Genomic DNA, 21,248 nt, shown 5'->3' with positions numbered 1-21,248 from the left:
TGCGATGAGTTCGGCGCTGCAACGGTTTCGGCGGTTCCCGATGGACGTGTGGCTGGAGCCGCTGCTCATCGTCGTCATCGGCGCCGGCTACATCATCTGGTATCAGTCCACGACCTTCACCGAGACCGAGAGCGCCGCGCTGTCGTGGTCGACCCTGCAGACCACGATCCTCGACCACATCAAACTGACCCTGGTGGCGACGGTGATCGTGGTGGTCATCGCGATCCCCCTGGGAATCCTGCTGACCCGCCCGTCGATGCGCTGGCTCAACCCGATCGCGGTGAACATCGCCAACATCGGTCAGGCCGCCCCGGCGGTGGGCCTGCTGGTGCTGTTCACCTTCTGGCTCGGGACCGGATTCCGCACTGCGGTGGTCGGTTTGGTGGTGTACGCGATCCTGCCGATCCTGCAGAACACCATCGTCGGTCTGCAGCAGGTGGACCGCCGCACGATCGAGGCCTCGCGCGGCATCGGCATGTCCGCGGTCCGCACGCTCGTACTCGTCGAGCTGCCGCTGGCCGTGCCGGTGATCCTCAACGGTGTGCGCACGGCGCTGGTCATCCTGGTCGGTACCGCGACCCTGAGTACCTTCATCGGCGCCACCAGCCTGGGGACACTCATCACCACCGGCATCACGTTGTTCTTGCCGAAACTGCTGATCTCCGGGGCGATCCTGGTGGGTCTGCTGGCCCTGACCATCGATTGGCTCGGCCGGCTCGTCGAGCTGGTGGCCACACCGCGAGGGATCTGATGTCGACCCTGATTCGTTCGAACCGCCCCGGACGCCGCCCGCTGTCGGCGGTGCTGATCCTCGCCGTCAGTGTCTTGGTGATCGCCGGATGCGGGTTGGTCAGCTCGTCGGGCACCTTTCACAAGTCCGCACTGCCCGACGGCAAGACGCCACTCGCCGGGGCCGAGATCACGGTCACGTCCAAGAATTTCACCGAGAGCATCCTGCTGGGCAAGATCGCCGCCACCTACCTCGCGGCGGCCGGCGCCGATGTCACCGACCTCACCAACGCACCCGGATCGGCCTCGAGCCGCCAGGCGATGCTCAATGGCGCAGCGGATCTGGCGTGGGAGTACACCGGTACGGCGTGGGTGACGTACCTGCACGAGACCAAGGTCATCCCCGACCCCCAGCAGTTGTGGCAGCAGGTCCACGACGTCGAACTCGCCCAGAATCATCTGGTGTGGTTGCCGCCGGCCAATTTCAACGACACCTACGCGTTCGCGGCGTCGTCGTCGACGGCCAAGCGGCTCAACGTCACGACGATGTCGGACATCGCCCGCTTGCCCGTCGATCAGCGCACCTTCTGCGTCAACGACGAATTCTTCTCGCGCCCAGACGGTTTCCTGCCCATGCTCAAGACCTACGACATGCCCTACGACGCCCCCAACGGGGTTCCTTCGGGCAACGTCACGCAGATGGATTCCGGCGTGGTCTACACCTCCACCGCCAAGAGTTCGCCGTGCAATTTCGGCATGGTGTACACCACCGACGGCCGCATCAAGAACCTCGACCTCAAGGTGCTCGTCGACGACAAGAAGTACTTCCTGCCCTACAGCGGGACCGTCGTGGTCCGTGAATCCGTCCTGAAGGCGCATCCGGAGATCGCGCCGCTGATGGCCACGATCTCGGAGCGTCTGACCGACGAACTCATGCAGGAACTCAACGGCCGCGTCGACATCGACGGTCAGGATCCGTCCGACGTCGCCTACGACTGGCTCAAGAGCGAGAAACTCATCACCTAGTCGCCCGGGTCCTCACCGTCCGGCCTTGTGCGCCTTCTGCATCTCGCGGATCTGCTCCGGGGTCATCGGTGGCGCTCCTAACGGCGTACGGGACGGTTCGGCGCTGACGGCGTCGAGGATGAGATCGAGGTAGCGACGCCAGGTACCCGGCGCGCACTGCTCGGTGACCTCGGAGACCGCCTTGAGCATGGTGAACAGCGCGTAGAAGTCGGTCGGGGTCAGGTCCGGCCGGAGCACACCCGCGGCCATCGCCCGGTCGAAGATCTTCTCGATGCGCTCGGACAGGGTCGCCTTGAGGGCCTCGATCTCGGGGTTGCTGTGGTCGATCGTCATGATGATCGCGGCCAGACCCCGATCCTCCGACATCACCTGACACATCCAGGTCATCAACCCCACCACGGCATTCCACGGGTCCTCGTCGTCGATCGCCTCGCCGGTCCGGGCGACCACCGATTTCAGGTGTTCCAGGAAAACGCCGAACACCAGGTCGTCCCGATTGGCGAAGCGCCGGTACACGGTGCCCACCCCGACGCCGGCGGCCTCGGCGACGTCGTCGAGCGACACGTCGAGTCCGCGCTCGGCGAAGAGTCCCCGTGCCGCGGAGATGATCCGCAGCCGGTTGCGCTCGGCGTCCGCGCGCAGCGGTTTTCCCGACGAAGCGGACGTATCCGACGCAGATGCAGTGGTCATGGTCACAGATTAGCAAACGGAGGAATCATCTCCAGTTGAGTGCCGTTGTCACCCAGGTAACCGGAGGCAGGTCCTCCACCTAGTCCACAGGGAGTCCCCATGACAACAACTCTCGAGAAGTCCGGAGACGGCGAACTCGCGGTTCCCGCCGAGTCGGCAGCCGACCGGCACCATCGCCTGCGGTGGGTCATCCTGGGCGTGCTCGGCCTCGCCCAGCTGATGGTCGTGCTCGACGCCACCATCGTCAACATCGCACTGCCGCACGCACAAACCGCCCTGCAGTTCGGCGACGCCGACCGGCAATGGATCGTCACCGCCTATGCCCTCGCCTTCGGCAGCCTGCTGCTGCTCGGCGGCCGCCTCTCCGACCTGCTGGGCAGGCGGACCACCTTCATCATCGGCCTCGTCGGATTCGCGGTCATGTCGGCGGTCGGCGGTGCCGCGGTCAACTTCGACATGCTCGTCGCCGCACGCGCCGGTCAGGGTGTGTTCGGCGCGCTGCTGGCTCCGGCCGCACTGTCGCTGCTCACCACGACGTTCACCGATCCGTCCGAGCGTGGCAAGGCCTTCGGCATCTTCGGTGCGATCGCCGGTGGCGGTGGCGCCCTGGGCCTGCTGCTCGGCGGCATGCTCACCGAGTGGGCCGACTGGCGCTGGTGCCTCTACGTCAATCTGGTGATCGCCGCGATCGCCCTGGTCGGTGCCGTCCTGTTCATCGGTCCGCATCGGGCCGAGGTCCGGCCCAGGCTGGATCTCCCCGGCGTCGTGACGGTGTCGGCGGCCCTGTTCTCCATCGTGTACGGCTTCTCCAACGCCGAGACCAACGGCTGGAACGACTGGGCGACCATCACCTGGCTGGTGGCCGGCGCCGCCCTGCTGACCCTGTTCGTGTGGCTGCAGTCGCGCACCCCGCACGCCCTGCTCCCGCTGCGCGTGATCCTCGACCGCACTCGCGGTGGCTCCTACCTCGCGGTGTTCATCGTCGGTATCGGGATGTTCGGGATCTTCCTGTTCCTCACCTACTACCTGCAGCAGAACCTGCAGTTCAGCCCGGTCCGCACCGGCCTGGCGTTCCTGCCGATGATCGGCGCCCTGATCGTCACCGCGACGACCTCGACCGCGGTGCTGCTGCCCCGCTTCGGCCCGCGCTGGTTGATGACCATCGGTTTGTCGATCGCGGCGGTCGGCATGGTGTTCCTCACCCAGCTCGACGACTCGAGCACCTATGCGGCCAATATCCTGCCCGGCCTGCTGATCATGGGCGTCGGCCTCGGCGCCTCGATGGCACCGGCCATGCAGGGCGCGATCTCGGGCGTCTCGCCCGAGGACGCGGGCGTCGCGTCGGCCACGGTCAACACCATGCAGCAGGTCGGCGGTTCGGTGGGGACAGCCCTGCTGAGCACCATCGCCTCGAGTGCCGCAGCGTCCTATGCGACGTCACATGCCGCACACGCAACGAGCCTCGAGCAGCTCAAGATGATGGCCGCCGTGCACTCCTACACCGTGGCCTTCTGGGTGGCGGCCGGCGTGTTCGCGCTCGGCGCGCTGATCGCCGCGTTCGTCATCCGCAGCGGACCGCTGCCGGTGACCGAGGGTGACGAGGTCATGGTGGCCGCCCACTAGCGGGAGCGTGTCGAGCCGCGGCGGCTCGATGACCCCCGTCCACACCCGGCCCGGTCCCCATCTGGGGTGACCGGGCCGTCTGTATGACCGACCCCGCGTCCCCGCACGGACTCGGCCGGTGTGATCGACGGGTCTCGACGAATGATGTTGGCGCCCTGCAAGTTCGGAGCTGATTGGAGAACCGGCCAGCACACCCGGAACGGTGGCGGGGGTGCTGGTTGCGCGAGTCCTGCCCGCGGCCGTGACACCGAACGGGTAGCGTACCGCGAGAAGACGTCCCGCCGGAACGAATCCGCTCGGCGCCCGGGCGAGCAGGAGGACCACCGCAGCATGCACGACCCCGCCGACCGCAGCGGCTCCGTTCTGGGTGACTACACCCTGCAACGGTTGCTGGGCCGTGGCGCCATGGGCGAGGTCTACGAGGCCCGCGACTCCCGTCGCGGGCGCACCGTCGCGTTGAAGCTGCTGTCTCCGCAGTTCGCCGGTGACGCACTGTTCCGCGAGCGGTTCCTGCGCGAATCGCGGATGGCGGCACAGTTGAGCGATCCCCACGTGATCCCCATCCACGACTGGGGCGAGATCGACGGATTCCTGTTCCTGGACATGCGAATCGTGGCCGGCGGGGGCGATTTGCGCAAGCTCCTGGCGGCGGGCCCGCTGGCACCCGACCGCGCCGTGTCGATCATCGAGCAGATCGCCCACGCACTCGACACCGCGCATGCCGCCGGGCTCGTGCACCGCGACGTCAAACCCGACAACATCCTCATCGACACCAACGATTTCGCCTACCTCGTCGATTTCGGGTTGGCCCAGACCACCACCGATCCGCGGCTCACCGACACCGGCGCGGCCGTCGGATCGTTTGCCTATATGGCACCGGAACGCTTCGGTGCGGGCAACATCGCGACACCGGCCACCGACATCTACGCGCTGACCTGTGTTCTCGTCGAATGCCTCACCGGCTCGGCACCTTTCGGCGCCGGCGACCTCCAGGTCCTCGTCGCCGCACACCTCAACTCGCCGCCGCCGATCCTGCACAGCCCGTTCGACGCCGTCGTCGCACGCGGCATGGCGAAGAATCCCGCCGAGCGGTTCGTCACCGCAGGCGAGCTGGCGCACGCCGCCACCGACGCCCTGGAGGGACGGATCGTGGCGGCACCGCCGATACCCTCGGCGCCGTCGATGCCGAATCCACCGGCGGCGGTGAACCCGCACGTCACCATCGGCCGACAACTCCCACCGGTCACCTACATCCCGCCGGTGGGCACCGCGACCGGCGCACCGCAGATGGGCGCACCCCAGATGGGAGCACCCCAGATGGGAGCACCCCAGTTGGGCGCACCCCAGTTGGGGGCACCGCAGGTGAGCTTTCCGGTTGGGCCGCAGCCGGTTCCGCATCCGCAGGCTCGGGTGTCACCGCAGGGCACCGGCACCCGTGTGGCCGTGATCGTGGGCGCGGTGGTCTTTCTCGCCGTCATCGTGATCGTCGTGGCACTGCTGGTCGCGCTGACCTGACCGGGCGGCATCGTCTGCGGCGAGTACGTCAGTAGAGCGACTTCACGCCACCACAGTTGGCCGGGTACACCGCTGCGGTGCCGAACGGCGGCACCACCGCGAACGACGGATACTGGATTCCGTTGGGGCACTGATAGGTCCCGAATCCGATGCCGATCTGATCACCGTAGTTGTGGCAGATCTGACCGGCGCAGTGGATGTTCGGAGCGGCATCGGCCTGGCCGGTTCCGGCAGCGAGAGCGGCTCCCGCCGAGAGCATCACCCCGATACCGATACCCGAGAGCGTGCGCACCATCGTCCGTCGAGCAGCCATGACTTCCTCCCCGGGCGGGGCCCCTCCCCGACCACAGCGCCAGACTGCCACAGATGTTCGTGATGTTCAATCGGCGATGGCGGCTATCGCACCGAACTATTGTGCGCGCCCGTTGCGGGTGATGTTGTGCCCGGGTTGCGGGCACAACATCACCAGGAATCATTCAACGAGTGCGGCGAGCCGATCGATCGACGCCCGCAGTCGTTCGGGCGTCGTCGCCCGGGCACGCTCCATGCGTACCGGGTCGTCGAGTTCGGTCCAGTCGTAGGTGTGGGTCACCCGAACCGACGCGTCGTCGTTCGGCTCGATCTCCCACCGCCACAGGTGACCGGGGCTCGGCTTGCCCGGCTCGTTGGGCTTCCACGCGATGAGGCGGTTGTCGTCGAATTCGACGATGCGGTTCTCGCGAACCTGCCCGTTGGTCAGGCGCATCGAGAACACGTCGCCCACGCCGTGGATGCGTGTGCCGTCGACGAGTTCGGCGAGGTTGTCGTTGCCGTCCCAGTCCGGCTGCCGCGCGGGGTCGGCGATCAACCCGAAAACCGTTGCGGCGTCGGCGTGGATGTCGCGGGACGCGGAGCGGATGCGATCGTCTGCGGAGGTCACCGGTCGAGCCTAGCGTGGCGGCCGCGTCGGCAACACCGCTTCGATGGCGCTGGCCTCGCCGTGCCGTGCCGTGCCGTGAAGATCGGGTCAGAGTCGACAACTGAGTTCGACGGTGTCGTCGTGCTTGGCGGGCAGCCCGACGCCGACGTACTCGCCGGAGTTGCGGACACGATCGAGGTAGGTCGCCGACTCGGCGTGGGAGGTGTTGTCCGCCAGGATCATCGCGCCCGGTGCCAGCTTCGGCTCGAGGAGATCGAGGACCGGGATGTAGAGGTCCTTCCAGCCGTCGAGGAGGACGAACCCGATCGGCCCGGACACCGATTCGAGCGTGTCGCGGGCGTCGCCGGCCAGGATGGTGATCAGATCGCCGAGTTGCGCCTCGGCGAAGGTCTCCTCGGCGGCCGAGACCTTCTTGGCACTGAGTTCGGTGGTGTAGAGATGTCCGGCCGCTGCCGGGTCGGCCAGGGCGTTGTCGCGCAGCGCCGCGGCGAGAAAGAGCGCCGAGATGCCATAGGACATACCGAACTCCACCACCACTGCCGGGCGCGCCGAGCGGATCAGCGAGTACGCCAGGATGCCGGTGTCCCGGGCGATCGCCATGTAGCGATCCTCGGCGGCGTCGGCTTTCGCCTGTGGCGAGAGCTCGGCGGGCGGACGCGCGGATCGCGGACCCGACGGTCGCCCGCCTTGTGCGGCCTGCTCGTAGAGTCGGTCGAGAATTGCGGAGACAGGTGCGCTGGTCAACGTCGAGGTCATGAGTTCACGGTAGGCGCCGAACCTGAACGTGTCCGCGTCTCTCCGTCAGCACCTTCCCGGCCGATTCTCAGGCGCGCTGCGGTGTCTCCGGAGGGATCGCCGCGAGCAGCTTTCGGGTGTACTCGGTTTCGGGATCGTGCAGAATCCGCGACGCCGGCCCGTGTTCGACGACGCGACCGTCCTGCATCACCGCCACCGTGTCGCTGATCTGCTCGACGACGGCGAGGTCGTGCGCGATGAACAGGTAGGTCAGATTCTTCTCCCGCTGTAGTTGCGCCAGGAGATCGAGTACCGCCGACTGCACCGACACGTCGAGGGAGGCGGTGGATTCGTCGAGGATCAGCACCTGCGGGTCGGAGGCGAGAGCCCTTGCCAGACACACTCGTTGGCGCTGCCCGCCGGACATCTCGTGCGGGTAGCGACGCAGGAACGAGGAGTCGAGGCTGACGTCGGCGAGGAGTTGTTCGGCACGCGTACGCAGCGCTTCACGCCCGGACACGAATCCGTGTGTGCGCAGCGGCTCGGCGATCGAGGCCAGCGCGGTCATTCGCGGATCGAGCGAGGCACCCGGGTCCTGGAACACCATCGCCACCTGCCGGCGCAGAAGCGCGGCGTCGGCGCCGCGGACCCCGACGGCGTCGATGGTACGTCCGTCGACGTCGACCTCGATGCTGCCGCGCACGGTGGTGCCCGCACCACTGGTGACGAGTCCGCTGAGCACGCCGGCGATCGTGGATTTGCCCGACCCGGATTCGCCGACGATGCCCAGTGTGGTGCCGGCGGTGACCGCGACATCGACATCCCGTACCGCGAGCAGGGTTTCGCGTCCGGTACTGCGTCGCACCGTGAAGTCCACCCCTAGCCCGCGGACCGCGACGATCGGCGATTCCTCGGCCGCCACCGCCGATTCGGGTTCGGCACGGTCGGCGACTCGGCTGAGCAGCGGCCGTGAATCCAGCAGTGTGCGGGTGTAATCGTTACGCGGGTGCGCGAAGACCTCGGCGACCGCGCCGCTTTCGATCACTGCGCCCAACCGCATCACGATGACGCGGTCGGCAATCCGGCCGATGACACCGAGATCGTGGCTGATCCACACCACCGCCATTCCGCGCTCTCGCTGCAGGTCGGCGACGAGATCGATGATCTGGGCCTGGGTGGTGACGTCGAGGGCGGTGGTCGCCTCGTCGGCGATGAGGACGTCGGGGTCACACGCCAGTGCCACTGCGATCATCACGCGCTGACGCTGTCCGCCCGACAACTGGTGCGGATAGGACCGCAGCCGTGTTTCCGGGTCGGGTAGGTGCACATCCCGCAGGAGTTTCAGCGCCCGCTCGCGGGCCGCCGACCGGCTGAGACCGAGGTGACGTCGGGGCCCCTCGGTCAGTTGTTCTTCGATGGTCAGCAGCGGATTGAGACTCGACGACGGGTCCTGGAACACGAATCCCACACGCGCGCCGTGCACCGACCGCAGGACCGCGTCGGAGGCGCCGATCACTTCGGTGTCGCCGATGCGCGCGCTACCGGTGATGTAGGCACTCGGCGCGTCGAACAGGCCCGTGGCCGAGAGCACCGACAAGGACTTGCCCGATCCGGATTCGCCGACGATGCCCAGGGTTTCGCCCTTGGCGACGCTGAATCCGACGCCGTGCACGATCTCCCTGGGGCCTACCCCGACGACGAGGTCGGTGACGGCCAGTACCGGGGCGGACCCGGCATCCTGAAGGCCCGGGTCGGCCGTGTTCGAGTCGTGTCGGCGACCGGCCGGTGGCGACGCGGGTGATACGGCCGTGCGGCGGCGCGATCGCCGAGAGCGGCGGTTGCGCAGCAGGGTTCGCTGCCGTGGGTCGAGGACGTCGCGCACACCGTCGCCGATGAGGTTGAACGCGAACACCGTCAACAGGATCGCCAGGCCGGGGAAGACTCCCATCCACCAGGCGCTGGTGATGAATCCCTGGGCATCGAAGAGCATTCGGCCCCAGGACGGTTCGGGCGGCTGCACCCCCAACCCGAGGAACGACAGGGCTGCCTCGGAGAGGATCGCGAACGCCAGCGAGATCGACGTCTGCACCACGACCGGGCCCGAGATGTTGGGCAGCACATGGGAGAACAGGGTGCGCGAGGTCGAGACCCCCATCGTCGTCGCCGCGGCGACGTACTGCGTCTGTCGCACGCGAAGGGTGTCGGCGCGCGCGACCCGCGCGAAGATCGGGATGTAGACGATGCCGATCGCCACCATCGCCGAGGTGACGCCCGGCCCGAGGATCGCGACGATCGCGAGCGCGAGCAGCATCACCGGGAAAGAGAACATCACGTCGACGATCCGCATCAGGACGGTGTCGACCACACCGCCGGCGAATCCGGAGAACATGCCGAGAACGACTCCGACGATCAGCGAGATGGCCACGGCGACAACGGCTACCCGCATGCTGACCGATGCGGCGAGAACCACTCGGGAGAACACGTCGCGGCCGAGGTCGTCAGTGCCGAACAAGTGTGACCAACTCGGTGCGGACAACGCGTCGGGCACGTTGATGTCGTTGGCGCCGTACGGCGCGATCAGCGGGCCGAAGATCGCGCACACGATGACCACCACGAGCACGATCACCCCCGCCACCGAGGCGCGATTACGCAAGAACAATCGCCACGCCGAATCCGTCGACACCGCTGTTCCGGCCGGGGCGGCCGTGGGCCCGGTCAGGGTCATGAGAGCCGAATCCTCGGGTCGATGATGGCGTAGAGCACGTCGACGACGAGATTGACGACCAGGAAGACCGCCGCGATCAACAGGATGGCGCCCTGCAGCATCGGGTAGTCGCGGGCGGCGACGGAGTCGTAGACGAGTTTGCCCAACCCCGGCCAGGCGAAGACCACCTCCACCACGATCACGCCGCCGAGTAGCGCCGCGAGTTGGATGCCCGAGATGGTCAGCACGGGCACCAGCGCGTTGCGGCCGATGTGAGCGACCAGGATTCGGCGGCGACTGAGTCCCTTGGATTGCGCGGTGACGACGAAGGGTGCGTTGGCCGCCTCGAGCACCGCCGTGCGTACATACCGGGTCATGATGGCGCCGGTGACGGCCCCGACGGTGATCGCCGGCAACACGATGTGTTCGAGCCACGGCACCGGTCCCGCCGACAACGGGCGATAGCCTGCCGACGGCAGCCATCCCAGTGCGGTCGAGAAGACGGCGATGAGCAGGATGCCCATCCAGAAGTCGGGGACGGAGATGCCGAACTGCGACAGGACGCGAATACTATTGTCGGCCATCCGTCCTTCGCGCATCGCCGCCCACGTGCCCAGCGGGATCGAGATCACCAGCGCCACGACGATGGCCGACAGGGCGAGCGCGATCGTGGCCGGCAGTCGTTGCAGCAGTGTGGTGGTCACCGGTTCGTTGTCACGAAAGCTCACGCCGAGATCGCCGGTGAACACGTTGCCGATGTAGTGGACGAGTTGGGTGAATGCGGGCTGATCGAGACCCGAGGCGTGCCGCAGGGCGTCATAGGCCTGCGGGGTGTACCGGGTGCCCAACGCGATGCGCACCGGGTCGCCGGGCACCACCTGGATCAGCAAGAACACCACGATGATCACCCCGAGCAGGACGATCGCCGAGTAGAGCAGGCGCAGCAGGATGAAACGTACGAGGGGCCAACCGAATCCGTTCATTGTCCGCGGCTCCTGTCCAGGCGCGCGTCGCGGAAGCGGATGGCCTTGTCCGAGCGCACCGTGTAGTCGAGCAATGCCGTGGTGTAGGCCTGGGTGGCCGACGGATTGTAGAGGTAGAGGTAGCTGACGTCGTCGGCGATGCGGGTGGCGGCGTCGGCGTAGATCGACTTGCGCCGGGTGACGTCGAGTTCGGTGCGCCCGGCGTCGAGGAGGCGATCGACCGCCGGGTTGGAGTACTTCTGGGAATTCGACGTGCCGCCCGTGTGGTGTTGGGCGTAGTAATAGTCGTCGGGGTCGATGTTGCCCAGCCACCCGAGGAGCAGCGCGTCGAACTTGCCCTGGGATTGCCTGTCGAGCCACACCCCGAAGTCGAGTTGTTCGATGGTCACGTCGATTCCGACGTCGGCGAGATTGGACGCGACGACCTGGGCGGCGGTGACGGTTTCGGGGTATTCGGTGGTGACCATCAGGCCCATGGGCAGTGAGCGGTGGCCGGCAGCTCTGAGCAACCCGCGCGCCTTGTCCAGGGCCGCATCGCGTGTCAGGCCTGCGGTGTAGCGGTCGTATTCGGTGAACCACGGACTCGTCTTGGGGATGGCAAGCTGGTTGGGGGTGGCGGTGCCGTAGCCGACGACCTGCGCTATCGACGGCCGGTCGATGGCGTAGGCGACCGCCTGCCGAATCCTGGTGTCGCCGAACGGTGCCTTCGCGAAGTTCATGGTCACATACCAGTAGTCGTTGGCGACCACCGTGCCGACGGTGAGCGCGTCGTCGTTGCGCAGGATGCCGATCTGTTGTGCGGGAATGGAATCGGTCCAGTCGACCTCGCCGGAGCGTACGGCCGAGACCGCGGTGGTGCCCTGGGAGATGAAACTGAAGGCGACCCCGTCCACGTGCGGACCGCCGGACCAGTGGCCGGGACGAGCCTTGAGGACCAGTGACGTTCCGGGCGAGCCGGATTCGTAGGCGAAGGGGCCTGTACCGATCGGGCGGGTGGTGATCTCCCCGGATTCCACATTGCGGCGGTTCACGATCGCCATGCCCTTGAACCCACCGATGTTGGCGAGCAGGTTCGGGCTCGGCGATGTGGTGGTGAGGACGACGGTCTGGGCATCCGGTGCCTCGACGGTGGCGACGTTCTCCAATCGCCATGAGCTGGAGAGCTGTTGGTCGATGATCCGGCGATACGAGTACACCACGTCGTTGGCGGTCAGCGGATCACCGTTGTGGAACTGCACCCCGGGCCGCAGGGTGAACGTCCATCGGGTGGCGTCCGGGCTGACCTCCCAACACTGGGCGAGGGCGGGCACCATCTGCAGTTGCTCGTTCGGCTCGACGAGGGTGTCGAAGACGTTCTCGAGGATTTCGAAGGAGAAATACGAGCTGGTCTTGTGCGGGTCGAGCTGATCGGGCTCCCCTGCAATGGCCGCGCGAATGGTGTTGGGCGAGTCCGCCAATCCCGAACCGGCGCTCGGGGCACACGCCGACAGAGCTGACGCCCCAACCACTCCCATGCCCGCAGCAGCCGACAACGACAAGAACCGGCGCCTGCTCACCGGGGACGCGAACGCCGATGACCTGCACTGTTGGTGCGCATCGGCCATGCGGCACATTCCCTCCCGCGCCCGTCGGGCGCCCGTGGTCAGTGTTTCGCAGTCTGCCCGCCGTCGCCCGACTTGGCAACCCAACGCATTTCATATCGTGAGACGACAACCCGGTAGCCGCACTACAGCGGGGTGGATCGAAGTGCTTCGCGCAGGAAGTCATGCAGCGTCGTCGTCACTGCGGTCTCGCCGGCCGCACCCACCACGAGTGCGATATCTCGCTCAATTCCCCCTATAGGCGCTATCTCGACCATTCCGGCACCGGCCATACCCCGCGGCAGCAATGAGATCCCCAGGCCGCGTGAGACCAGCTCGACGATCGAGGAGAACTCGGTGATCTCGATCGCGACCTGCGGTTCGAACCCTGCGGCCCGACAGATCTCCTCGGTCATTCGTCGCAGGTGGTAACTCGGTGGATTGGCAATGAAGGTCTCCCCGCTGAGCGCGCTGATGCGCAGACGTCGGTGATGAGCCAGCCGATGATCGTCGGGAACGACGATCACGATGCTCTGGCGGCCGATCAGTCTGTGCGGCAACTTCTCCGGTGGCGGAATGACCACCGCGAGGTCGAGTTCTCCGGACTGCAGGTCATCCACGAGCGCCTGGCCGTGGGCCTGCTTGAGATGCAGGTGTACGCCCGGGTGCCGACGACGAAACGCGGCAAGGATCTCGGGCATCGAGCCCGACCCCAACGTCAGCGGGTAGCCGAGGCGCACCGTCCCGGTGTCGGCATCAGCCGCCGACACCGTGTCGGCCAACACCCCGGCGAGTTCACGGAGTATCGGCCGCATCCTGGTGGCGAGTTCGCGTGCGCGCGGGGTCATCGCGACAGTCCGAACCTCTCGAACAACCAGCTCCATGCCGAGTTCCCGCTCGAGAGCGTGGATTCGACGGCTCATTGATGACTGCGGGATCCCCAGCGACGCCGCTGCGCGCGTCATGTGTCCGGCGTGCGCGTCGAGTTCGTCGAACGCCCGAAGGCAGGGTGCGAGCGCCTCGACCAATTCATCCATATTCCGATCATATCGTCCCAAACAATCATTGGACGCATCGATTACCTGCGGCACACACTGAGCTGACACCACGGAAAGGACACCATGCCCAGTCACCGATATCGCACCCTCGCGCCGACCGACGTTCTCATGATCGGCGGCGGAATCATGTCGTCCACGCTCGCATCGATGCTCGCCGTTCTCCAACCAGATTGGCGTACAACCGTTGTGGAGCGTGGATCGGGCGTGGCCCAGGAAAGCAGCAATGCCTGGAACAACGCGGGTACCGGCCACAGCGGATACTGCGAGCTCAACAAGGGCGTGTGGCCCAATTCCTCTGCGATGGATTTGCGGGGTCGATGGTTTCCTGGCAAGGCGGAGGAGGGAGCGATAGCGGAGCTATCGTGACCGACGACAACGCGGCCAGGGAGACATCGAACCGCAAAGACGCGCAAAGGGAATTGGGCGACACGCCCACAATGCCGGACCCCACCGATCCGGCGAACGCGGTCGGTATCGCAGAGCAGTTCCTGGCGACCCGGCAATGGTGGTCGTACCTGGCCGACAATGGACTCGTCGAACCATCCCGATTCGTCTCGGCAACACCGCATCTCGATGTGGTATTCGGCGAACGCAACATCACCTATCTGCGGCGCAGGTACGAAACCTTGAAACGGCAAGCATGTTTCGCCGATGTCGAGTACAGCGAAGACCGCGCACAGATCGCCCGGTGGGCGCCCTTGGTGATGGCCGACCGCCACTCCGAGGAAACCGTCGCGGCAACGCGGGTCGCCGACGGCACCGACGTCGACTTCGGCGCGCTGACCCGCGAGATGCTCGCCGTGAGCACGCGCACCGGCGGCACGGTCACCTGTGATCACGAAATCAGGACGCTGCGTCGGAATTCCCAGGGCGGGTGGGCCGCTCGCGGACGGACCTCTGACGGTGAACGATTCGAGATCACCGCGCGATTCGTCTTCGTCGGCGCGGGCGGCAAGGCACTGACGTTGTTGCAGCGCGCACGCGTTGACGAGGTCCGCGGCTACGGGGTGCTGCCGGTGGGCGCGGCGTTCTTCCGGTGCGCGAACCCGTCGGTGGTTCAACAGCATCAGGCCAAGGTGTACGGCCAAGCTCCGCTCGGCGCCCCGCCGATGTCGGTTCCCCACCTGGACGCACGCGTCGTGGACGGCACGCCCTATCTGATGTTCGGCCCGTACGCCACCTTCAGCACCAAGCTTCTCGCACACGGCGCCTGGACCGACTTCTTCGCGACACTGCGGTGGCACAACCTGCGAACGCTGAGTGCCGCCGGCCGAGACAATCTCGCGCTGGTGCGATATCTCGTATCGCAGCTGATCGCCCGTGAGTCGACCAAATTCGCGCAACTCCAGCACTTCTACCCCGGAGCTGATCCCGCCGATTGGGACATGCTCGCCGCAGGTCAGCGCGCACAGTTGGTCACCCCGGATACGGACCGGGGCGGAGTACTGCGGACCGGCACCGAACTCGTCGTCAGCGCGGATCGATCGATCGCGGGTTTACTCGGCGCTTCTCCCGGGGCGTCGACCGCCGTGCCGATCATGATCGAGGTATTGCGGCGCGCGTTCCCCGACCACTGGCGTGCGCTGTGGCACGAGGTGATGGCCGCCGCCGTTCCCGCACAGTCGAATCCGCCGCGGACCGTCGACGGGGTCCATGACGCACTTGCCGTCACCGCGCGATCGCTGGGTCTGGATGGGCCAGGTGCTCAGGCCGGTGTGTCAGCGTGAGCCCTCGGACCCGACGAGTCTCCTTCAGCCGATCAGCCACGCGACGATGGCGACCGCACCGAGATAGAACAGGACGCCGCCGACGACGAGCACCAGCGCGAACACCGTCGCCACCGGCATGACACCCCACCGCTGCGACCACGTTCCGAGGTCTCCCATGTGCGCGAGTGCTGCCGCGAGAAGCCCACACCCGGCAACGAAGAGCACCGTCCTGACCAGGTACGCCCACGCCCCGGTGATTCGTGCCGATCCGATCGACACCTCCACACGTCTGTGTCCCCACTTCACGATTGCCCACCTCCCCTTGCCTGCACTTTCGGCAATCAGGGAGTTAGTCGACCGGATTGCCGGGATGAGCACGCGAAAGTGACCGAGGTCTCATCCGCACGTCGGTTCGGATGTGAACACAATGACAACAACCTTGGCCGACAGGTGTCGGCGCGCAACCATGGGCACGTCAACGGAAAGGCAGGACACATGGCGTTCGACACCACCGCTTCGACCCTCGACCCGACAGCCCGCCCCGATCTCGACATCGCCCGCAGCTGGCTGCTGACCCCGGCAACACCCGACCAGCCCGAACTGATCGACACCGCACTGCGATCCGACGCCGATGCGGTCATCCTCGACCTCGAGGACGGTCTGGCCGCCGCACTCAAGCAGGCAGGACGGAAGGCAGTCCGCCGATTCCTCGGCTCGACAAGCGCCTGGGTGCGTGTGGCCCAGACGGGAACCCCGGATTGGGCCGCCGACATGGCCGTTCTCGCCGGGGCATCCGGGCTGCGCGGCGTCGTACTCGCCAAATGCGAGAGTCCCAACGATGTGGCGGCAACGGCCGGCCGTCTCGGCGTTGGTGTGCCCGTGGTCGCGCTGATCGAGTCGGCCGTCGGTGTGGAAGATGCCACTCTCATCGCCCGACACCCGTCGTGTGTGCGTCTGGCCTTCGGGTCCGGGGACTTCCGCCGCGATACCGGTATGGCCGATGATCCGATGGCCCTTGCCTATCCGCGAGCTCGCCTGGTGATCGCATCTCGGGTGGCCGGGCTACCGGGACCGATCGACGGGCCCACGCGGGCCGCCGACGCCGACGACCTGCACGCCGACACCATGCATGCTGCGTCGATGGGAATGACCGGTCGGTTGTGCCTTCGTCCCGACCATGCCGGGGTCATCAACACCGTGTTGAGTCCCACCGACAGCGAGGTCGCACATGCCCGTCGCCTCATCGACCGTCTCGGTGATGGGCAGCATGTCACCGACGGCAGCGATCTTCCGAATCTGGTGCGAGCCAAGGCATTGGTGGCCCGCGCCGAGCGCCTCGGCATGGCCGTGCTCTGACGCTGCACCGCCACACGAGCACGGTCACTCCGGTCCGCGAATCACTTCGGTCGCGCGGCGGTGACCGACGCCATCGCCTCCCACGGCCCGCCGAACCAGCCGTTCGGGCCGATCCGTCGGACATTCACCTCGACCATGCCCAGTTCGCGTAGGCGTTGGGCGTATTTGCCGACGCTGCGAATGTCTGCGATACAGAGGCGCCCTCCCGGACGCAGGACCCGCGCTGCCTCATCGATGGCACGCAAGCGCCCCTGAATGCCCGAAATATTGTGGATGGCAAGGGAGCTCACAACGACGTCGAACGACGCATCGGGATAGGGCAACGAACGCAGGTCGCCGGTATCGAGTTCGACGCGGTCACCGACGCTCGCGGCTTCGGCGTTCATGCGGGTGCGCGTCTGGTCATTGCCGCTCTGGTCCACCGATCGCCATAGATCGATTCCGGTGGCCGAACCCGAGTCCAGCCGACGAGCAGCAGCGACCAGGACCGCGCCGCGGCCGCATCCGAGATCCAGTACGTGCTCGGATCCCTGTAGGCCAAGCCAGTCCAGTAACCCGCTCCACACTTGATGTTTCCCGATGAGCGTCGTGTACAGATACATTGCCGTTTGGGCCAAAAAGAACAGTCCGATCACGACCAACCAGACATTGGATCCGACGATGCCGAGTACGACGAGGACGACCGTCGCCGCACCGAGGACGATCGGAACATAGATGGCGTCGATCCCGTAGCGCAGGGTGGGGCCGGACGGCTCTCGTTCGCTCATGAGTGGACGCTACACCCGAGTTGGCCGACGCGGGGCCGTGGCGGAGTCCGCAGCAGCAGAGTCCACGCCGTCGCAACCCGTTGCCCGCTCAAGCCGGCTCGGCGGACTTCGTGGGTAAGCGAACCTCCGTCTCTTCGGCCATCGCCCGGTCGGCGTCGCGCATCGGTAGGGCGAACAGCAGTACCAGCGCGACAAGCGATCCCAGCCCCATGATCCCGGATACCTGGAGCAGACTCTGGTCGCCGAGGACCTGGAACATCAAGCCCGCGAGCAGCGGCGAACTCGCCGCACCCAATCGTCCGACGCCCAGGGCGATTCCGGTGCCGGTTGCTCGGGCGTATGCCGGGAAGCACCGTGCGAACGCCGAGTAGTAGCCCACCATGGCCGCATTGGTGAACATCCCGGCGAGCAGCGCGCCGACCTGCCAGCCGAGCAGGGTGTCCTTGCCCATGCCGAAGGCAAAGACCAGCAATGCGCCGAGAATCAGGGACAGTGCCAGCGGGATCTTGATGTCCCACCAGCGCATGGCGATTCCGAAGATGAGACAGCCGATCGCTCCACCCACGTTGGCCCAGGTGAGTACGCCTGCCGCCTGCGCGGGCGAGTACCCGAGGTCGGCGACAATCTGGGTGGCCCACTTCAACACGTAATAGAAGGTGATGGTGTGGAAGGTGTAGCCGAGCGCGAGCAACACCGTGGTGCGACGTAGACCGGGCTTGCGCAGCAGATCCAGAGCCCGTGGCTTCTCGGCTGCGGTAACGCGTTTGGGCAGAGCATCGATGAGCGGAAGCTGCAGCGCTTTGAGGCTCCGGTTGATCTTGCGCACCGCATCGTCAGGGCGTCGTGCTGCATAGTAGGCGGGGGTCTCGGGCACGAGCAGCAGCACCAGCGGGATCATCACCGCCGACACGATGGCACCGAACACGAAGACCGAACGCCAGTCGAAGGCCACCAGCAACCAGTGTTGCGCCACCAGACCACCGATCACCGCGCCCACCGGGTAGCCGACGACCATCGCCGACATGGCGATGCTGCGGCCCTTGGCGCTCGACGTCTCGGCGGTCACCGCGTTGATCGCGGCGAGCATGCCGCCGATACCGAGGCCGGTGATCAGACGGACCGCCACCAGGAAGGCGACCCCGTCGGCGGTTGCCGCGAGGAACATGCCGACCGACATCACGCTCAGACACAACAGGATTGCCGGTTTGCGGCCGAGTCGGTCGGCGAGTCCGCCGAGTACGACGGACCCGATGCCCATACCTATCAGCTCTGCGGACAGGATGACGCCGAGCTCACCTCGGGCGATCCCCCAGTCCTTGGCGATGCCCGGCGCCGCGAAAGCGCTGGCGAGGACGTCGAATCCGTCGAGCGCATTCAGGACGACCATGAGTGCCACGCAGATCCATTGTCGAGATCTCATGGGGTGTTGTTCGACGACGAGTCGGGGGTCGAGGGTCGCAGAAGACATGACTGTTCTCCATCGGTCGTGGTGGGCGAAAAGGGTTCCAGGCCCTGGCGTTCAGGGTTTCTCGAGGGTGAGGATCGGCGTCGATCCGCCACCTACGACCCGGGATACACATGCGCACAATCGTTTTGCTTCGGTCTTCTGCTTCTCGCTGTAGAAGACGTCGCGGTGGTCGATCCGGCCGGACACCTCGACAACCGATAACTCGCACAGGCCGCATTCGCCACGTCGGCAGTCCGACATGACGTCGAGTCCGGCGCGCTCGAGGGCACCGAGGAGGGTCTCGGAAGTACCGACGGTGGTGCGGAAGTCGAGGCTCGGGATGGCGACCTCGAAGGGTTCGGGATCGAACCAGCCGCTGTTGCCGAAGGTTTCGTACCGCAGGTTCGCCTGTGGGAGTCGGCGGGCGAGCCAACGGCGGCGGGTGTCGTCCATGAGTCGAATGGGTCCGCACATGTAGAGTTCGGTGCTCTCGTCGAGATCGTCGACGATGTCGGCGACGTCGAGGTAGGCGCCTTCGTCGTTGGCGTACACCGTGATCCGGTCGCCATGGAGCACCTGTAGCTCGTCGAGGAAAGCCATCACCCGGCGGCTTCGGCCGACGTAATGGATCTCGTATTCGGCACCGAGTCGGGCCAGCACCGCGGCCATTCCCGCCATCGCGGTGATCCCGATGCCGCCGGCGAGGAGCACATAACGTTGCGCGCCGACGCGCAACGGAAAGTTCTGCAGGGGTGCGGTGATCTCGACCTCGTCGCCGGCACGTAGGCCATGCATATAGTGCGAGCCGCCACGTGAGGTCGGTGACCACCGGACGCCGAGCGTCACCGACGTTCCGTCGGGCGAGCCGTGCACGATCGAGTAGGAGCGGGTGTCGTTGTCGGGCAGCCGGATGTCGAGGTGCGCCCCCGGCGGCGCGTGATGGGGCCGGTCGGTGACGATCTCGATTCGCGCAATACCCTCGGCCGCAGGAACGTTCGACACCACCCGGCCGCGGAGCCATTCGATCTGGTTGTCCGTCATCGTCGTGGCCCTGCGGTGGCGGTGAGCGCATCGATGTTGGTGATGGCGCTGCGTTCCTGCTCGATCATCCGGGCAACGATGCGACGCGCCCACATCCCGCCCGCGTCGATGTTGAGGTTGTAGAACTCGTGGTCGGGGTTGGCCTCGATGGCCGCCTGTTGCGCGGTGAGCATCTCCTCGTCCTCGCCGAAGACACCGTGCACTCCGTCGCGTAGTTGGGTGGTGATGAGTTGGCTGTCGAGGCGGTAGTTGCGCATGAAAGCCCAGAAGTAGATCGCCGTACGCTCATCGACCGGACTGATGGTGTTCATGACGAATCCGTTGACGCCCTGACTTCGATCGCCTTCTGGAGCGCCGGTGCCCGCCTTGGCGACTCCGACGTCGATGCGGATCGTGCCCGGCGCCTGGAATTCGATGATCTGCCAACGATCGACCTTGCCGGTGAATCCGGGGAACTTGTCGCGCATATTCTTCAGCCAGAACGGCGGGGCGTCGATGTTGTGCATCCACCGGGTCACGGTGACCGTGTTCTCGTCGTGGGTGGTGATGAACTCGGATTCGCTGAGTTCATCCTGACCGATTGAGGACGAGTGGACGAACTCCTCGTGCGTGAGATCCATCAGATTGTCCACCACGAGTTGGTAATTGGCGCGCACGTCGATGGTCAGACCGTCGCCGGCCCACTCCGGCGAATCCATCTGGAACATGTCCGGGATCGTCGACGGGTCGGCCAGGGTCGGGTCACCGGGCCACACCCACAGGTACCGGTGGCGCTCCTCGATCGGATACGACGCGACCATCGCCGACGGATTGATGGTCTCCTGGGCGGGCATCCGCGTGCAGCGACCGGCGGCGTTGTACCGCAGTCCGTGATACGGGCATTGGATCTCCTCGGCTCCGATCCGTTTACCCATCGATAGCGGTGCCAGGCGGTGCCAACACGCGTCGGCCAACGCAACCGGGCGTCCGGAATCGGTGCGGTAAAGCGCCAGCGGTTTGCCTACGACCGTGCGAGCCAGGATCTGCGTCGAGCCGACCTCGTGGTCCCAGGCGGCTGCGTACCAGGCGTTGAGCGGAAACTGCATGTTCTTCGCGGTGGCTCCCGCGGGACCGAGGTCGGTCATGGCGTGTCCTTCATACGATGGGCTGCATCGCGTGTGTGAACTACCTATGTATGTAGATAGTTGGTGACGTGGAGCACACGATATTCATATCCGTAGAGATTGTCAACGGTTTCGGCATTCACCGACCTTGCGTTGAGGATGAGGCGCAGCAGGGTCGGCCGTTCATACGCCCGGGGGTGTCATACGTTCGGGTGGATTGCCGATGTTGGCGCCGCATGCGTACCGCGGGCAGCCCGGTCGCG

Annotated in this window: 19 protein-coding genes and 1 pseudogene; 7 read left to right on the top strand and 13 right to left on the bottom strand. The window is 66.2% G+C overall.

Annotated elements, in window-relative coordinates; genetic code table 11:
* The first annotated feature begins 4 nt into the window (after positions 1–4).
* Together J6U32_RS09825 and J6U32_RS09820 are read left to right on the top strand one after the other, a co-directional pair.
* Positions 5–751, top strand: a complete 747-nt coding sequence (locus tag J6U32_RS09825; protein ID WP_208796041.1) for an ABC transporter permease — start codon at positions 5–7, stop codon at positions 749–751.
* Entirely contained in the window at positions 751–1,755 is a 1,005-nt protein-coding gene (locus J6U32_RS09820; protein ID WP_208795089.1) for a glycine betaine ABC transporter substrate-binding protein, read from the top strand. Before J6U32_RS09825 ends, J6U32_RS09820 begins: the two co-directional genes overlap by 1 nt.
* Before the next feature lie 12 nt (positions 1,756–1,767).
* On the opposite strand, the gene J6U32_RS09815 is transcribed toward J6U32_RS09820, so the two are convergent.
* Positions 1,768–2,445 carry a TetR/AcrR family transcriptional regulator gene (locus J6U32_RS09815; RefSeq protein ID WP_208795088.1) on the bottom strand — a complete coding sequence of 226 codons (678 nt, stop codon included), beginning with the start codon at positions 2,443–2,445 and terminating at the stop codon, positions 1,768–1,770.
* A gap of 99 nt (positions 2,446–2,544) precedes the next feature.
* Between J6U32_RS09815 and J6U32_RS09810 the strand changes: the two genes are divergently transcribed.
* Positions 2,545–4,068 carry an MFS transporter gene (locus J6U32_RS09810; RefSeq protein ID WP_208795086.1) on the top strand — a complete coding sequence of 508 codons (1,524 nt, stop codon included), beginning with the start codon at positions 2,545–2,547 and terminating at the stop codon, positions 4,066–4,068.
* Positions 4,069–4,398: 330 nt separating this feature from the next.
* On the top strand, positions 4,399–5,583 hold the full coding sequence (locus J6U32_RS09805) for a serine/threonine-protein kinase (protein WP_208795084.1): 1,185 nt from the start codon (positions 4,399–4,401) through the stop codon (positions 5,581–5,583).
* Positions 5,584–5,611: 28 nt separating this feature from the next.
* Here J6U32_RS09805 and J6U32_RS09800 read toward each other — a convergent pair whose 3' ends face one another.
* The 7 genes from J6U32_RS09800 to J6U32_RS09770 all read right to left on the bottom strand — a co-directional run bounded on the left by J6U32_RS09800 (position 5,612) and on the right by J6U32_RS09770 (position 13,541).
* Complete coding sequence (locus tag J6U32_RS09800; RefSeq protein WP_006370873.1) at positions 5,612–5,896, bottom strand: hypothetical protein; 285 nt, start codon at positions 5,894–5,896, stop codon at positions 5,612–5,614.
* 159 nt (positions 5,897–6,055) lie between these two features.
* Positions 6,056–6,502 carry an SRPBCC family protein gene (locus tag J6U32_RS09795; protein WP_208795082.1) on the bottom strand — a complete coding sequence of 149 codons (447 nt, stop codon included), beginning with the start codon at positions 6,500–6,502 and terminating at the stop codon, positions 6,056–6,058.
* 87 nt (positions 6,503–6,589) lie between these two features.
* Entirely contained in the window at positions 6,590–7,258 is a 669-nt protein-coding gene (locus tag J6U32_RS09790) for an O-methyltransferase (RefSeq protein ID WP_208795080.1), read from the bottom strand.
* A 67-nt stretch (positions 7,259–7,325) separates the two neighbouring features.
* The gene (locus J6U32_RS09785) at positions 7,326–9,962 is read right to left on the bottom strand and encodes an ABC transporter ATP-binding protein/permease (protein ID WP_208795078.1); all 2,637 of its coding nucleotides are present in this window, start codon (positions 9,960–9,962) and stop codon (positions 7,326–7,328) included.
* Positions 9,959–10,924 carry an ABC transporter permease gene (locus J6U32_RS09780; protein ID WP_208795076.1) on the bottom strand — a complete coding sequence of 322 codons (966 nt, stop codon included), beginning with the start codon at positions 10,922–10,924 and terminating at the stop codon, positions 9,959–9,961. Before J6U32_RS09780 ends, J6U32_RS09785 begins: the two co-directional genes overlap by 4 nt.
* A complete protein-coding gene (locus J6U32_RS09775) occupies positions 10,921–12,528 on the bottom strand; it encodes an ABC transporter substrate-binding protein (protein WP_208795074.1) in 1,608 nt (535 codons plus the stop codon). The genes J6U32_RS09780 and J6U32_RS09775 overlap by 4 nt, the downstream gene beginning before the upstream one ends.
* 122 nt (positions 12,529–12,650) lie before the next feature.
* Positions 12,651–13,541 (bottom strand): LysR family transcriptional regulator, encoded by an 891-nt coding sequence (locus J6U32_RS09770; RefSeq protein WP_208795065.1) that lies wholly within the window; start codon positions 13,539–13,541, stop codon positions 12,651–12,653.
* A gap of 84 nt (positions 13,542–13,625) precedes the next feature.
* Between J6U32_RS09770 and J6U32_RS09765 the strand changes: the two are divergent.
* Positions 13,626–13,837, top strand: a pseudogene (locus J6U32_RS09765) (malate:quinone oxidoreductase); the annotation flags it as partial.
* 87 nt (positions 13,838–13,924) lie between these two features.
* Positions 13,925–15,289, top strand: coding sequence for a malate:quinone oxidoreductase (locus tag J6U32_RS09760; protein ID WP_432276997.1), 1,365 nt, complete (start codon positions 13,925–13,927; stop codon positions 15,287–15,289).
* Positions 15,290–15,313: 24 nt separating this feature from the next.
* Here J6U32_RS09760 and J6U32_RS09755 read toward each other — a convergent pair whose 3' ends face one another.
* A complete protein-coding gene (locus tag J6U32_RS09755; protein WP_244332765.1) occupies positions 15,314–15,577 on the bottom strand; it encodes a hypothetical protein in 264 nt (87 codons plus the stop codon).
* A 189-nt stretch (positions 15,578–15,766) separates the two neighbouring features.
* Here J6U32_RS09755 and J6U32_RS09750 point away from each other — a divergent pair, with 189 nt between their 5' ends.
* A complete protein-coding gene (locus tag J6U32_RS09750; RefSeq protein ID WP_208795063.1) occupies positions 15,767–16,627 on the top strand; it encodes an HpcH/HpaI aldolase/citrate lyase family protein in 861 nt (286 codons plus the stop codon).
* Positions 16,628–16,668: 41 nt separating this feature from the next.
* On the opposite strand, the gene J6U32_RS09745 is transcribed toward J6U32_RS09750, so the two are convergent.
* The 4 genes from J6U32_RS09745 to J6U32_RS09730 all read right to left on the bottom strand — a co-directional run bounded on the left by J6U32_RS09745 (position 16,669) and on the right by J6U32_RS09730 (position 21,006).
* Positions 16,669–17,394, bottom strand: coding sequence for a class I SAM-dependent methyltransferase (locus J6U32_RS09745; protein WP_208795062.1), 726 nt, complete (start codon positions 17,392–17,394; stop codon positions 16,669–16,671).
* Positions 17,395–17,482: 88 nt separating this feature from the next.
* Positions 17,483–18,862, bottom strand: coding sequence for an MFS transporter (locus J6U32_RS09740; RefSeq protein ID WP_244332763.1), 1,380 nt, complete (start codon positions 18,860–18,862; stop codon positions 17,483–17,485).
* Between the two features lie 51 nt (positions 18,863–18,913).
* Positions 18,914–19,882, bottom strand: coding sequence for a PDR/VanB family oxidoreductase (locus J6U32_RS09735; RefSeq protein ID WP_208795060.1), 969 nt, complete (start codon positions 19,880–19,882; stop codon positions 18,914–18,916).
* Positions 19,879–21,006 carry an aromatic ring-hydroxylating oxygenase subunit alpha gene (locus J6U32_RS09730; RefSeq protein WP_208795058.1) on the bottom strand — a complete coding sequence of 376 codons (1,128 nt, stop codon included), beginning with the start codon at positions 21,004–21,006 and terminating at the stop codon, positions 19,879–19,881. Before J6U32_RS09730 ends, J6U32_RS09735 begins: the two co-directional genes overlap by 4 nt.
* Positions 21,007–21,248: the final 242 nt, after the last annotated feature.

It is taken from the genome of Gordonia polyisoprenivorans (assembly GCF_017654315.1).
Taxonomy (GTDB): Bacteria; Actinomycetota; Actinomycetes; order Mycobacteriales; family Mycobacteriaceae; genus Gordonia; species Gordonia polyisoprenivorans_A.
Note: the sequence above shows the minus strand (reverse complement) of the source record. Positions and strands in the feature narration are given on the sequence as shown.